Origin of the sequence: Nitratireductor aestuarii, assembly GCF_014641695.1 — a bacterium.
GTDB lineage: Bacteria > Pseudomonadota > Alphaproteobacteria > Rhizobiales > Rhizobiaceae > Chelativorans > Chelativorans aestuarii.
In genome coordinates this window covers 487,156-501,099 of the sequence record NZ_BMIF01000001.1, presented here as the reverse complement: position 1 = coordinate 501,099, position 13,944 = coordinate 487,156, and the positions used below count along the sequence as shown (strand labels likewise).

13 protein-coding genes are annotated in these 13,944 nt (G+C 61.5%); 9 read left to right on the top strand and 4 right to left on the bottom strand.

The window, feature by feature from the left end:
- Nucleotides 1-7: 7 nt before the first annotated feature.
- Together IEX27_RS02460 and IEX27_RS02455 are read right to left on the bottom strand one after the other, a co-directional pair.
- Nucleotides 8-1,291: a dihydroorotase gene (locus IEX27_RS02460; RefSeq protein ID WP_188719335.1), complete on the bottom strand. Its 1,284-nt coding sequence runs from the start codon at nt 1,289-1,291 to the stop codon at nt 8-10.
- Complete coding sequence (locus IEX27_RS02455) at nt 1,288-2,247, bottom strand: aspartate carbamoyltransferase catalytic subunit (protein WP_188719334.1); 960 nt, start codon at nt 2,245-2,247, stop codon at nt 1,288-1,290. The genes IEX27_RS02460 and IEX27_RS02455 overlap by 4 nt, the downstream gene beginning before the upstream one ends.
- A gap of 256 nt (nt 2,248-2,503) precedes the next feature.
- On the opposite strand from IEX27_RS02455, the gene IEX27_RS02450 reads away from it, so the two are divergent.
- Nucleotides 2,504-4,171, top strand: a complete 1,668-nt coding sequence (locus IEX27_RS02450; protein ID WP_444980165.1) for an acyl-CoA dehydrogenase family protein — start codon at nt 2,504-2,506, stop codon at nt 4,169-4,171.
- Here IEX27_RS02450 and ruvX read toward each other — a convergent pair.
- On the bottom strand, nt 4,168-4,650 hold the full coding sequence (ruvX, locus tag IEX27_RS02445; protein ID WP_188719332.1) for a Holliday junction resolvase RuvX: 483 nt from the start codon (nt 4,648-4,650) through the stop codon (nt 4,168-4,170). The two genes, IEX27_RS02450 and ruvX, sit on opposite strands and share 4 nt — an antisense overlap.
- Nucleotides 4,651-4,722: 72 nt before the next feature.
- On the opposite strand from ruvX, the gene IEX27_RS02440 reads away from it, so the two are divergent.
- From IEX27_RS02440 to IEX27_RS02405, 8 genes are all read left to right on the top strand, one after another.
- A complete protein-coding gene (locus IEX27_RS02440) occupies nt 4,723-5,430 on the top strand; it encodes a metal-dependent hydrolase (RefSeq protein ID WP_188719331.1) in 708 nt (235 codons plus the stop codon).
- 187 nt (nt 5,431-5,617) lie between these two features.
- On the top strand, nt 5,618-5,905 hold the full coding sequence (gene gatC / locus IEX27_RS02435; protein WP_188719330.1) for an Asp-tRNA(Asn)/Glu-tRNA(Gln) amidotransferase subunit GatC: 288 nt from the start codon (nt 5,618-5,620) through the stop codon (nt 5,903-5,905).
- Between the two features lie 79 nt (nt 5,906-5,984).
- The gene (gatA, locus tag IEX27_RS02430) at nt 5,985-7,466 is read left to right on the top strand and encodes an Asp-tRNA(Asn)/Glu-tRNA(Gln) amidotransferase subunit GatA (protein WP_188719329.1); all 1,482 of its coding nucleotides are present in this window, start codon (nt 5,985-5,987) and stop codon (nt 7,464-7,466) included.
- Nucleotides 7,467-7,490: 24 nt separating this feature from the next.
- The gene (locus tag IEX27_RS02425; protein ID WP_188719328.1) at nt 7,491-8,297 is read left to right on the top strand and encodes a YdcF family protein; all 807 of its coding nucleotides are present in this window, start codon (nt 7,491-7,493) and stop codon (nt 8,295-8,297) included.
- A 676-nt stretch (nt 8,298-8,973) separates the two neighbouring features.
- Complete coding sequence (locus IEX27_RS02420) at nt 8,974-10,374, top strand: L-serine ammonia-lyase (protein WP_188719327.1); 1,401 nt, start codon at nt 8,974-8,976, stop codon at nt 10,372-10,374.
- 46 nt (nt 10,375-10,420) lie between these two features.
- Nucleotides 10,421-10,852: a DUF1489 family protein gene (locus IEX27_RS02415; protein WP_188719326.1), complete on the top strand. Its 432-nt coding sequence runs from the start codon at nt 10,421-10,423 to the stop codon at nt 10,850-10,852.
- 72 nt (nt 10,853-10,924) lie between these two features.
- Complete coding sequence (locus IEX27_RS02410) at nt 10,925-11,653, top strand: vWA domain-containing protein (RefSeq protein ID WP_188719325.1); 729 nt, start codon at nt 10,925-10,927, stop codon at nt 11,651-11,653.
- Nucleotides 11,650-12,345 (top strand): DnaJ domain-containing protein, encoded by a 696-nt coding sequence (locus IEX27_RS02405; RefSeq protein WP_188719324.1) that lies wholly within the window; start codon nt 11,650-11,652, stop codon nt 12,343-12,345. Before IEX27_RS02410 ends, IEX27_RS02405 begins: the two co-directional genes overlap by 4 nt.
- 145 nt (nt 12,346-12,490) lie before the next feature.
- On the opposite strand, the gene IEX27_RS02400 is transcribed toward IEX27_RS02405, so the two are convergent.
- Nucleotides 12,491-13,777 (bottom strand): D-alanyl-D-alanine carboxypeptidase, encoded by a 1,287-nt coding sequence (locus tag IEX27_RS02400; RefSeq protein WP_188719323.1) that lies wholly within the window; start codon nt 13,775-13,777, stop codon nt 12,491-12,493.
- Nucleotides 13,778-13,944 lie beyond the last annotated feature (167 nt).

The following is a 13,944-nucleotide window of genomic DNA, read 5'->3' as shown; positions in this document are numbered from 1 at the left end:
CTCGCCCCTAAGCTGAATACACAATGGATCCTGCAACCATAGTTTGCAAGACCCGTCCCTGCATTCGCGCATCCTCAAACGTCGTGTTCTTCGAAAGCGAGCGAATATCGCCCTTGCGGACGAGCCATGGCGCATCAAGATCCACCAAAATGAGGTCGGCAACTGCCCCGGGCTTCAGCGTTCCGCCAGGAAGACCGAAAATCTTGGCCGGGTTGGTGGAGAGCACCTCTACCAGACGCAGCAGCGGCACGTCGCCGGAGTGATACAGGCGAAGGGCGGCAGCCAACATGGTCTCAAGGCCGATTGCACCCACGGCAGCTTCCGAGAAGGGCTGACGCTTGGTGTCCACGTCCTGCGGGTCATGCGAGGAGACGATGATGTCGAGCGTACCGTTCTTCAGCGCCTCGACCATAGCAACCCGATCATCCTCGGATCGGAGTGGCGGCGAGAGACGGAAGAAGGTGCGGTATTCGCCAACATCATTCTCGTTTAGGCAGAGATTATTGATGCTGATACCGGCAGTTACAGCCAGACCCTCATCCTTCGCGCGAGCAATGGCGTCGGCTGACATTCCATTCGAAAGCTCTGCCGCGTGATAGCGGGAGCGGGTGAGGCGGGCGAGCATCAGGTCGCGCATCAGCGGAATGGCTTCCGCTTCGCGCGGGATGCCCGGCAGGCCGAGCCAGCTTGCGAGCAAGCCCTCGTTCATGACGCCGGAGCCAAGCTCCTTGTCCTGCGTGGAGTGGGAGATCACGAGCCCCATGTCGCGCGCATAGGTGAGCGCGCGGCGCATCACCGTGTTGCTGGCGATCGTGTGGCGACCTTCCGTCAGCATCACGGCTCCCGCATCGCGCAGCAGGCCGAATTCGCTGAGTTCTGCCCCTTCAAGGCCCTTGGTGATCGCAGCGGCCGGGAAAACGTTGACGCAGGCGGTCGCCGTCGCGGTGCGTCGGACAAATTCGACCAGCGCCACATCATCAATGACCGGGTGCGTATCGGGCATCATGATGAAGGACGTCACGCCGCCTGCAGCAGCCGCACGACTTGCCGAAGCGATGGTTTCGCGGTGCTCGGCGCCCGGCTCGCCGCTGAAGACGCGGGCGTCGACGAGGCCGGGCAGGATGACCTTGCCGGTCGCATCGATGACTTCCGCGCCGGCAGGCGTGCCCTGGTTGAGCGCTTCGGGACCGGCCGCGAGGATGACGCCGTTCTCGACGATCACCGTGCCGACGGCATCCAGCTGACGGGACGGATCGACGATCCGTGCATTGGTAAAGACTGTAGCCGTCATGCGGTCTCTCCTGCCTGACGGGGATCGAGCAGTGCTTCCAGCACCGCCATGCGGACGGCGACACCCATCTCAACCTGTTCCTGGATAACGCTCTGCGGACCGTCGGCCACGTCGGAGGCGATCTCTACGCCACGGTTCATCGGACCCGGGTGCATGACCAGCGCGTCTTCCTTGGCGAGCTTCAGTCGTTCGGAGTCGAGGCCGAAGAAGCGGAAGTATTCGCGCACGGACGGCACGTAGCTGCCCGACATTCTCTCGCGCTGAAGTCGGAGCATCATCACGACGTCAGCGCCTTTGAGGCCCTCTTCCATCGAGGTGAAGGGCTCGACGCTCATCTGACTGACGCCGGAAGGCATCAGCGTCGAGGGCGCAATCACGCGGACGCGTGCGCCGAGCGCATTCAGCAGGATGATGTTGGAGCGGGCGACGCGGGAGTGCAGCACGTCACCGCAGATCGCGACGGTCAGGCCGGCGATGGCGCCCTTCGCGCGGCGGATCGTCAGCGCGTCCAGCAGCGCCTGCGTCGGATGCTCGTGCGCTCCGTCGCCGGCGTTGACCACCGAGCAGCCAACCTTCTGCGCGAGCAGGGCTGCGGCACCGGCGGCGGAATGGCGGATCACCAGAATATCCGGTCGCATGGCGTTCAGCGTCGTCGCCGTGTCGAGCAGCGTCTCGCCCTTCTTGGTGGAGGAGCTGGCGACCGACATGTTCATCACGTCTGCACCCAAACGCTTGCCGGCCAGTTCGAAGGACGACTGCGTGCGGGTGGAGGCTTCGAAGAACAGGTTGATCTGGGTGCGTCCGCGCAACACGGAGCGCTTCTTTTCCGACTGACGCGACAGCGAAACCGCCGCGTCGGCGCGATCGAGGAGGGTCTCGATGTCAGAAGGCAAAAGGCCTTTGATGCCAAGCAGGTGGCGATGGGGGAAAACGGGGAAGGGGTCGGTGTTTGTCATCACGCGGCGGTATATTCCCGGGTTAACGCATCCGCAAGCATTGTGGGGCGCTTGCTTCAGGTTCTAGGCGGATAAATATGTGCTTCGGCGCAGCCCTTTACCGGCTGTTCAATTTGCGATTGTGGTCTTATGTGCTGTGCATCGTATCACGCGCGGGATATGACTGCCCACCGCTGCATTGCCCTTCCAGATCCCACGAATTTTCGTGGATGGAAGCGAAAGTGCTACAGCTGGCGTTTATAACAAAAAAACCAATATGCGAGAGTGTCTCCGCAAGGGAATCATAAAGGACAATCGAGTGGATCACGAGGTTAGCAATCAGACGCCGCCAATGGGGGCAGCGAACGCCTGGCGTGCGGATCCTCTATTGAATCAACTCGCCGACGATTTTTCGGAGCCTGTACGCAGCGAACTTGAGTCTCTGGCGCGTTTTACCCGTACGCACGAGGCGCAGGAACTGGCGCGGCTGGCAAATTCCGAGGGGCCGGTGCTGAGGACGCATGATCGTCACGGACGGCGTGCTGACATCGTCGAGTTTCACCCGTCCTACCACGCGCTGATGCGGCGCTCGATCGGAATGGGCATCCATTCCTCGATCTGGGAGGAGAGTGCAGCCGAGACCGGCAAGCGCCACCAGGTGCGCGCGGCCCGCTTCTATCTGCTGTCGCAGCTCGAGCTCGGGCATCTCTGTCCGCTGACCATGACGAGCGCTTCGCTGGCGGCCCTGATGGCTTCGCCTCAGCTCTTCCGTGACTGGGCGCCGCGCATCATTGCCCGCAAATACGATCACACCAACAAGCCCGCTTCGCAGAAGCAGGGTGTCACGATCGGCATGGGGCTGACCGAGAAGCAGGGCGGTACCGACATCCGGACGAACCAGACCAAGGCTGATCCGGCCGGTCGCGGGCTTTATCGCCTGAACGGGCACAAGTGGTTCATGTCGGCTCCCATGAGCGACGCGTTCCTGGTGGTGGCGCAGGCGAAGGAGGGTCTTTCCTGCTTCCTCGCGCCGCGCCTTCGCGACGACGGAAACGCTAACGGTTTCCATTTCCAGCGGTTGAAGGACAAGCTCGGCAATCGCTCGAATGCGTCGGCCGAGGTGGAGTTCAAGGACACGCTGGCGTTCCCGGTAGGCGATCCCGGCAACGGCATCCGCACGATCATGGACATGGTGACGCTGACGCGGCTCGACTGCGCACTGGGCTCTGCGGGCCTGATGCGGGCGGCACTCTCCGAGGCTGTTCATCACGCGCGTCACCGCACCGTCGCGGGCAACAAGCTGATCGACCAGCCGGTGATGATCCGCGTTCTGGCGGACCTCGCCCTCGACGTCACCGCTGCCGCAGCTCTATCGTTCCGGCTGGCGCGCTCCTTCGATGAAGCCGCCAACACGCGGGCCGATGCGGCCTTTGCCCGGGTGATGACGCCGGTGGTGAAATACTGGGTGACCAAGATCGCGCCGGCCATCACCTATGAGGCGATGGAATGCCTTGGCGGCAATGGCTACGTGGAAGATTTCCCGCTAGCCCGTTTCTATCGTGAAGCTCCGGTCAACGCGATCTGGGAGGGTTCCGGCAACGTGATGGCGCTCGACGTTGTCCGTGTTCTGACGCGCAATCCGAGCCTGCTCGACGAAGTGCTGTCGATGATCCACGACGATCTGGGCGAGGCGGGACCGGGCACCGTTAAGGTGCTCTCGGCCGCCATTCAACTGTGCAAGCAGGATGAGGCTGCGGCGCGTCTGCTGACGGAACAGCTGGCGCTCGCCGCCGCTGCTGCCGAGCTGCGCCGCCTGGGTTCAGGCCGCATCGCCGATGCCTTCATCGAAACGCGGCTCGCCGGTCAGTGGCGCACGACCTACGGCATGCTGGACATGCGCCACGACGCCAAAGGCATCGTGGATGTGCTCTTTCCGCCGGTCTAAAGGCGCTGTGGGTTGCGCAGGCCGCGCAGGCGGTCGAGCGCTCCCTGCAGGATGAACGAGGCGGCGGCCGAATCAATGCGGGTCGCCCGCTTGGCGCGCGAAACGTCCATCTCGAGCAGCGCACGCTCGGCTGCCACCGTGGAAAGACGCTCGTCCCAGAAAACTATGGGCAGTTCCGTCAGCGGCATCAGGTTGCGGACAAAGGCGCGGGTGGCCTGTACGCGCGGGCCGGCGCTGCCGTCCATGTTCACGGGCAGGCCGACGATCAGAGCAGCCGCGCCGTCCCTGGCGAGCAGCGAGAGCAGCGCTTCCGCATCGACGCCAAACTTCTTGCGCATGATGACCGGGCGCGGGGAGGCGAGGCTGAGGGAGGGATCGGAGACCGCGACGCCAATGGTTTTCGTGCCGAGATCGATGCCGGCGACCACGGAGCGTGGCGGCAGGGTTTCGGCCAATTCTTCAATGGTCACTACGGGCATCGCACCTTCCTTTTGACTTCGCTGGTGCTCGTCTTATCTTGCGACAACAAAACAGGCGAGAGGAACTGATTGATGAAAGTTACCTGGTATGGTCATTCGGCGTTTCGTGTCGAGGTAGAAGGGGCTGTCATTCTCATTGACCCGTTCCTGAGCGGGAACCCAACCTGGCAGGGCGGATGGGAAGGCCCGGCGGAAGGCGTCACGCACGTTCTTCTGACGCATGGCCATGGCGACCACATCGGCGACACGGCTGCGATTCTGAAGAAGACGGGCGCCACGCTCGTCGCCTGCGCCGAGATCTGCACCTACATGTCGAAGCAGGACATCGGCGAGGCCAAGACCAGCCCCGGCAACACGGGCGGCACGATCGACTGTGGCGCCTTCACCGTCACTTTCGTCAACGCACTTCACTCCTCGTCCCTGTCCGCCCCGGACGGAACGCCGATCTATCTCGGCAATCCACTGGGTCTCGTGCTGCACTTCCCGAATGACAAGACGCTCTATCATATGGGCGACACGGACATTTTCGGCGACATGGGCCTGATCAACGAACTGCATCAGCCGGAGATCGGCATCGTGCCGATTGGTGACCGCTATACCATGGGCGGCGCGGTCGCGGCTCTGGCCTGCAAGCGCTATTTCAACTTCGAGACTGTCATTCCCTGCCACTATGGTACATTCCCGGCGATCGATGCGACGGCCGAGAAGTTCATTGCCGGGCTCGACGGCGCAGGCCCGAAGGTACTGGAGCCCACCCGTGGCGAGGCGGTGGAGCTCTAAATCGTCGGTCTTGCAGGGCGCGGCACTTTTCAGCGTTGCGCCCGGGGCCTCGCATGATTATAGCGCGAGCAGCATCTCACGGCATCAATCCGGCTATCCGGAGCAGGATGCTGTAACTCTAATAGATTGAGGCTTCCTGGTTCGCGAACCGGATCAGGCGGCTTCAGACACCAACGGAAGCGAAACGATGTCCGTCGATACCGATACGGTAAAACGCGTGGCGAAACTCGCCCGAATTGCAATCGATGAAGAAGCGGCAAACCGGATGACCGGGGAGCTCAACGCCATCCTCGGCTTTGTCGAGCAATTGAATGAAGTTGACGTGACGGGTGTGGAGCCGTTGACGTCCGTGATCCCCGTGGCGATGCGCCTGCGCGTCGACGAGGTGACGGATGGTAACAAGGCTGCGGACATTGTTGCCAATGCGCCCGCACAGGCAGACAGCTTTTTCATGGTGCCCAAGGTCGTCGAATAGGCGGAGCTTCAGGCCCGGCCATTCCAACCTTGCCCTTCATTGCTGCCGGTAATCCGGCTGCCGCCGCGAACGGATGATCATGACGGAACTCACCAAACTGACCATAGCCCAGATCCGAGCCGGACTTTCGGCCAAGGATTTTACCGCTGTCGAACTCACCGACGCCTATCTTGGCGCGATCGATGCAGCGAACGGGAAGCTCAATGCCTATGTGGCCGTGACCGCCGACAAGGCGCGTGAGATGGCCAAGGCCTCCGATCAACGCATCGCGGCCGGCGAGGCTCGCGCGCTTGAAGGCGTTCCGGTCGGCGTGAAGGACCTGTTCGCCACGGAAGGCGTCCACACGCAGGCCTGCAGCCACATCCTCGACGGTTTCAAGCCGCGCTATGAATCGACCGTCACGGCGAACCTCTGGAACGACGGCGCCGTCATGCTGGGCAAGCTCAACATGGACGAGTTCGCCATGGGCTCGTCCAACGAGACGTCCTACTACGGTCCTGTGATCAACCCGTGGCGTGCCAAGGATAGCGAACGCGATCTGGTTCCCGGCGGTTCGTCCGGTGGTTCCGCTGCCGCCGTGGCCGCCTGGCTCTGCGCCGGTGCGACCGCGACGGATACCGGTGGTTCGATCCGCCAGCCTGCAGCCTTCACCGCGACCGTTGGCATCAAGCCGACCTACGGCCGTTGCTCTCGCTGGGGCACCGTGGCCTTCGCCTCGTCGCTTGATCAGGCTGGTCCGATCACCCGCGACGTGCGCGATGCGGCCATCATGCTGAAGTCCATGGCTTCCGTTGACCTCAAGGACACGACCTCCGTCGATGTGCCCGTGCCGGACTATGAGGCCGCACTCGGCCAGTCCATCAAGGGCCTGAAGATCGGTATTCCGAAAGAGTACCGCGTCGACGGCATGCCCGCCGAAATCGAGGCGCTCTGGCAGAAGGGCATCGACTGGATGCGCGATGCCGGTGCCGAGATCGTCGACATCTCGCTGCCGCACACGAAATACGCGCTGGCGACGTACTACATCGTTGCTCCGGCTGAGGCTTCGTCCAACCTCGCGCGATACGACGGCGTTCGCTACGGCCTGCGCGTTCCGGGCAAGGACATCACCGAGATGTACGAAAACACCCGCGCCGAAGGTTTCGGCCGCGAGGTGCAGCGCCGCATCATGATCGGCACCTACGTTCTCTCGGCTGGTTACTACGACGCCTATTACCTGCGCGCCCAGAAGGTCCGTTCGCTCATCAAGCGCGACTTCGACCTTGCGTTTGAAGCTGGTGTCGATGCGATCCTGACGCCTGCAACGCCTTCGGCTGCCTTTGGCATCGCGGATGAGAACCTCGCCAACGATCCGGTCAAGATGTACCTGAACGACATCTTCACGGTCACCGTGAACATGGCCGGTTTGCCGGGCATGACCGTTCCGGCCGGTCTCGACTCCAACGGCCTGCCGCTCGGTCTGCAGCTCATCGGTCGTCCGTTTGACGAGGAGACGCTGTTCCGCGCGGCTCATGTGATTGAACAGTCGGCAGGACGCTTTGAACCTTCGCGCTGGTGGTAACACCACCAGCTTCGGGGGGAGCTGATGTTTCACTACGCCTCGGCCATCTTCTGGGGCCTCCTGCAGCCGGTCAACCTGGTTGGCCTGCTGCTTCTGGCCTCGGTGGTTGCCGGGGCTTTTCGTTGGCGCATCACCGCGCTGCTGGCGTCTTCCGCCGGTCTGCTCGTCCTGGCGCTCGCCGCCTGGACCACGTTCGGCGCACTTCTCCTTCAACCACTTGAGAACCGGTTTTCCCGTCCCGATCCGCTGCCGGACGACGTAACCGGTATCATTGTGCTTGGCGGTGGGTTTGAAGGTGCGATCAATCTCGCTCGGGGCGGCTACGAGCTCAACGACAGTGGCGACCGCTTTGTCGAAGCCGCCATTCTCGCTCGCCGTTTTCCGAATGCGCGGCTGATCATCTCCGGTGGGAATGGGTCCGTCATGCTTGCAGGCGAGGGGGACGCGGATACCGCGCCGCGCCTGCTGGAAGCGCTTGGCGTCGAGCGCGGCCGCATCGAGCTTGAGGGTCAGTCCCGCGATACCTACGAAAATGCCGTGATGACTCGGCGTCTGGTGGAGCCCCGACCGGGCGACAACTGGCTGTTGGTTACCTCTGCCTTCCACATGCCGCGCTCGGTGAATCTCTTCCGCAAGGTTGGCTTCGATGTCATTCCCTGGCCGGTCGATTACAAGACTGCAGGCACGGAAAACGTTGGACTTGCCGAAGACAATGTCATCGACAACCTGAGCAACACAACCCGCGGCATCCGCGAGTGGATCGGGCTCGTGGCTTACTGGATGACAGGGCGAACCGACACGATCCTGCCGCCTGTCGACCCCATTGAGTAGGGCTGGTTATCGCCACGATCGCGCCCATCATGTTACCAACTGGTTAATTAGTTTTGCGCCATAACCACTTGATTTTAAATAAACGCATTTTCATTTCTTTACCTAGATTAGCTATCTCCGACACAATCTTGCCGCCTTGAGGCTTGCTTCCCCAAGTGAAAAGGGCTATCCGGAGTGCACTGCACCATCGGAGGTAGGGAGGTTGGTGCGGAGTGAAACAACTTCATAGGACCCAAATGGACGGATCCATTCAGAAATCCTGCTGGGGCGTTACCGCCAAGGCAGCGATTGGTTTCGCCGGCATTATTCTCCTTGCTTGGCTGTTCGTCGGAACGCACTAGATCATTTTCAGAATGATCTAAGTCTAGGTTCCATAGCAGTTTCGAACCGAAAATCGGTTTCCGCTTTTCCAGGAACTGCTGCAGTACCCGGCGCGCCCCGTTAGGCGCAAACTGCTCTACATACTGGACCTCTGGAACGCGGCTTTACAAACGGCGGCGGTCTGCTGTTTTGCTTCCAAGCCCAGCGCGGGTACAGGCCCGCTCCTTCAATTGCAAAGCGCAGCCTTCGGGTTGCGCTTTGCCGTTTCTGGCGCATGGAGGCGGGGCACAATTTCGACAGCATTGTCGCCGACATGCTATGTAGGCTGAAGCTTTGTCGCAAAGAGGTGTTGTCCTTGTTCCTTTCGGTTTTTGATCTCTTCAAGATCGGCATCGGTCCGTCGAGTTCCCACACCATGGGGCCGATGGTGGCTGCCCGACGTTTTCTCGATGAGGTAAAATCCGGCGACTGGCCGCGACCCGCAGGCACAGAAGTGGCACGCATATCGGTAAGCCTTCATGGCTCCCTTGCTTTTACCGGCACTGGGCATGCAACCGACCGGGCTGTGATCCTCGGTCTGCAGAGCTTTTCACCGGAGACCATCGATCCGGACGAGATCGAACCTGCGCTTCAGGCGATCGCTGCGCGCAAGATGGTCGCGCCGGCAGGGCATCCTCCATACAGGTTTGATCCGCAGACGGATCTCGTCTTCGACCGGAAGCACCCTTTGCCGGGTCATGCCAACGGAATGCAGTTCTGCGCTTACGACGCCGAAGACAGACTTCTCCTGCGTCGCGTCTATTATTCCATCGGTGGCGGTTTCGTGGTCTCGGAGGAAGAGCTGCAGGGCCGGAAGAGCGGTTCCGGCCAGCAGGACTTGCTCGCCGTGCCTTACCCCTTTGCCAGTGCGCGCGAGATGCTAGACATGGCGACGGCCTCAAACCTTTCAATCGCCGAGATGAAACGGGCCAATGAGCTAGCAACCCGCAGCGAGGAAGAGCTCGATACAGGGATCGAACACATCTGGCAGGCGATGAAAGCCTGTGTGGCGCGCGGTCTCTCCCAGGATGGGGAGCTGCCGGGTGGGCTCAAGGTCCAGCGCCGGGCGCGTCGGCTGTTCGAGAAGATGGAAGACGACTGGGTGAGCAACCGGCCCAATCCGCTTGCGGCCAATGACTGGCTTTCCGTCTATGCCATGGCGGTGAATGAAGAGAACGCGGCTGGTGGTCGGGTCGTCACCGCTCCCACCAATGGAGCGGCGGGCGTCATTCCGGCGGTGCTGCACTACTGGATACGATTTTATCCGGAAGCCGAAGAACGGCAGATCCACGATTTCTTCCTGACGGCGGCTGCCGTCGGCGGGCTCATCAAGCATAATGCCTCGATCTCAGGTGCTGAGATGGGGTGCCAGGGCGAGGTGGGTTCCGCTTCGGCCATGGCGGCTGCAGGTCTCGCAGCGCTCATGGGCGGAACGCCAATGCAGGTGGAAAATGCGGCTGAAATCGCGCTCGAGCATCATCTTGGCATGACCTGTGATCCTGTGGGCGGACTGGTGCAGGTGCCCTGTATCGAGCGCAACGCCTTGGGCGCGGTCAAGGCTGTCACGGCCGCCTCGCTGGCGCTGAAGGGGGACGGCAGGCATCTCGTTTCGCTCGACGCAGCAGTCGAAACCATGCGCCAGACGGGCGTCGACATGAACGAGCGCTACAAGGAAACGAGCCTCGGTGGGCTCGCGGTCAATGTGATCGAGTGTTAACTCATGACGCATTGACCTGCGGGCACATTTGCGCGAAACCGCAGCCATGGCCCTGAACATCTTAAAGCTTTGTGTCGGTTGCAGCTCGCCGGAAGAACTCGAAGCGTGGATCGATTTCACGCTGGAGGACAAGAAGCGGCGAGGGGCGCCAGCTGAACAGTATCACACCACACGCATGATCCCGAAGCGCGTGGAGGAGCTGACCGATGGTGGTTCGCTCTACTGGGTGATGAAGGGCGGTATCACATGCCGTCAGCGCCTGCTCGACGTTCGGCCCTTCCGCGACTCCGAAGGCGTCAACCGCTGCCATCTGGTTCTCGATCCTGTCGTGGTGCGCACGGAGTGGGTACCGCGCCGCCCGTTCCAGGGCTGGCGCTATCTGTCGCCTGAAGATGTCCCTGCTGACGTCGGTGCATCGGGCACGGGCGAGCTGCCGGACAGCCTGCGCCGGGAACTGGCCGAGCTGGGTCTGCTTTAAACTCACCTGAAAAACCTCTCCGCCTGACGATCAGGGCTTGTCAGGGCGATTGCTGGCCCACATCTTCAAGGCATGAGCAACAAGCAGACGCCCGTAAAGAGCAATCCTGGCGATGTCGCGGCCGCGCGATCCGACAGCAAGGCAATCGATGCCTTTGTGCGGCAGGCGCGGGCACTTGCGCCACAGGGCGGGAGTGCGGGACGGCTGATCCTCGCGCTCGATGCCACCATGAGCCGCCAACCCACCTGGGATCTCGCCTGCGAAATCCAGGCACACATGTTCGATGCTGTGGCCAAGGCGGGCGGGCTGCAGGTTCAGCTCGTCTACTACCGTGGCCTGGATGAATGCCGCGCCTCGCGCTTCGTGAGCGATACAAACGCGCTCAAAAACCTCATGACCAAGATCGACTGCCGCGGCGGGTACACGCAGATCCGCAAGGTTCTTGCCCATGCTCTCAAGGAACATGCCACAACCAAGGTCAATGCGGTCGTCTTCATTGGTGACGCAATGGAGGAGAACGTCGACGACCTCGCGGCCAAGGCTGGAGAACTCGGGCTGAAGGGCGTTCCGGTCTTCGTCTTCCAGGAAGGTAACGATCCGGTGGCAACCGGCGCATTCAAGGAGATCGCCAGGCTGTCGCGCGGCGCATGGTTCCGCTTCGACAGCTCAGCTGCTGACCATCTGGCAAAGCTGCTTTCGGCTGTCGCGGTCTACGCCACGGGTGGCCTTAAGGCGCTTGCGGCACGCGGCAAGCCCGAAGATCAACTCATGCTCGAGCATTTGAGCGGCAGGAAACCATGACCATAGCGGTACCCATTGTCCTGGCCCTGCTTCTTGCGGGCGCTTCCGTCTACGCATTCCTGCGGGCCAGTCCGGCGGCGATAGCAACGGTTCTGCGCTGGGCCGGACCCATTGTTCTGGGACTTTTCGGCCTGCTACTGTTGCTTTTTGGAAGAGCAGGCCTTGGCGGCATGCTGATTTCAGGTGCTCTGGGATGGGCAGGACGCAACCGCTACACGGCGAGGGCAAAGCCGACCCCCGGGCAGCGCTCGAGGGTTCAGTCGTCAATGCTTGAGATGGAGCTTGATCACGACAGCGGGGAGCTGGAGGGCCGGGTGCTCGCCGGACATTTTCAGGGAAGGCAACTCGCTGACCTGTCCCTCGATGATCTCATCGCCCTTCATGGTGAATGTCGGGGCGATGAGGACAGCGTTCGTCTCCTAGAGACGTATCTTGATGGCCGTTTTGCCGGATGGCGAGACCGCGTTGATGCGAACGGAAGTGCGGGGCAGGGAAGCCCGGGCCGTTCTGGCGGCATGACAGAGCAGGAGGCCTACGAGATTCTTGGTCTTGAAGCTGGTGCTTCTGCGACGCAGATCAGAGAGGCTCATCGCCGCCTTATGCAGCGAGTACATCCCGATGTTGGGGGCTCGTCTTTTCTTGCTGCTCGTATCAATGAAGCCAAGGACGTCCTCTTGTCCAAACACGGCTAGTCTCCCCAAAACGCAACGTTACCTACTATCTCGTCACTCTGCTGATCTCCGCTTCAAATCCTGGCTGGAGATCACCCGGTTCCCTGGGCCAACCCCAGGCCCGTGGTTCCGGAAACGGGGCCGACGGAACGGCCCCGCGAAGTTCTTAGTTCGCAACCACGGCGAAGCACTGGATCTTCTGCTTCTTCAGCGTCTCGCAGGCGTTCCAGGCGGAAACCTTGTCGTCGAAGCCGCCGAAGCGTGCACGGTGATACGTGCGGCCCTTGTGCTCGAAGGTCTCGGTGAACGCAGACGCCTTGGAGAGCGGGGAGCCGACCTTTTCCTTCATGTTCTCAAGGAAGCGGAGCGCTTCGGTCTTAGACGGCATGGAGGCAACCTGGATGACCCAGCCGCTCGACGGCGTAGCGGATGCGGTGTGAACCGGATCGACTTCCATGTGGGCGCTCTCGGCTACGATGCGGGCCAACGGGTCACGCTCGGAGGAGCTCTTTTCCTGGGCGTAAGCGGTGATCGGCAGGGCATCGGACGGACGCTCAACCGGAATGGGAGCGCTCGACGGAAGGATCGATGCCACGACCGCTGCCTTGGCAACATTGTCGTTCGCGGCAATCTGCTGCTGCCTGGGCTGAACGACGACCGGACCACGGGCGATCAGCTGCTGGTCGCGACCGGTTGAAGCATTCGGGAGGTAGCGCTTGATGAGGGCTGCCATCTGGTTGTCACGGGCACGGCCGCTGGAGCCACCCATCACCACCGCGACGATGCTGCGACCGTCTGCCTGAACCGACGAAACGAGGTTGTAACCTGAGGCCCGGGTGTAGCCGGTCTTGATGCCGTCAACGCCATTCACAACACCAAGCAGGTTGTTGTGGTTGCGGATCTGCTGCTTCCCGAACGCGAAGGAACGCGTCGAGAAGTACTTGTAGTGGTGCGGGAAATGCTCACGCAGCGCAATGCCGAGCTTCGCCATGTCACGTGCCGTGGTCTTCTGGGCGTCGTTCGGAAGGCCATTGGCATTGCGGAACACGGTGCGACCCATGCCAAGCTGACGAGCCTTCGTGGTCATCATGGCCGCAAAGTTCTTTTCCGAGCCGCCCAGCAGTTCGCCCAAAGCCGTGGCCGCGTCATTGGCCGACTTGGTGACCAGGCTCAGGATTGCCTGTTCGACGGTGATGCTGTTGCCTGCGCCGATGCCGAGCTTGGTAGGCGGCTCGGCGGCTGCATGCTTGGAGAAGGTAACACGCGTGCTTTTCGAGATCTTGCCCGCATCCAACGCTTCGAACGTCAGATAGAGAGTCATCATCTTCGTAAGAGACGCCGGGAAACGCGGAGCGTCCGCATTTTCCTCGTAAAGAACCTTGCCGGTCTTGGCGTCAACCACGATACCCGCGTACTTTGGATTTGCGATGGCCGGAGAGGCCAGCCCCAACATCACGGCCGCAATAATGGCAACCTTGCCGCGGCCTCGTGAGATGTTTTGAACAAAGTTACTGATACCCAACAACGCCTGACGCACCGTCACACCCACTGCTTTTTTCTGGAGTAGAGGTCATCAACCCCTTGTCTCCGACACTAGTGCGAGCAGCGTTACCAATTGGT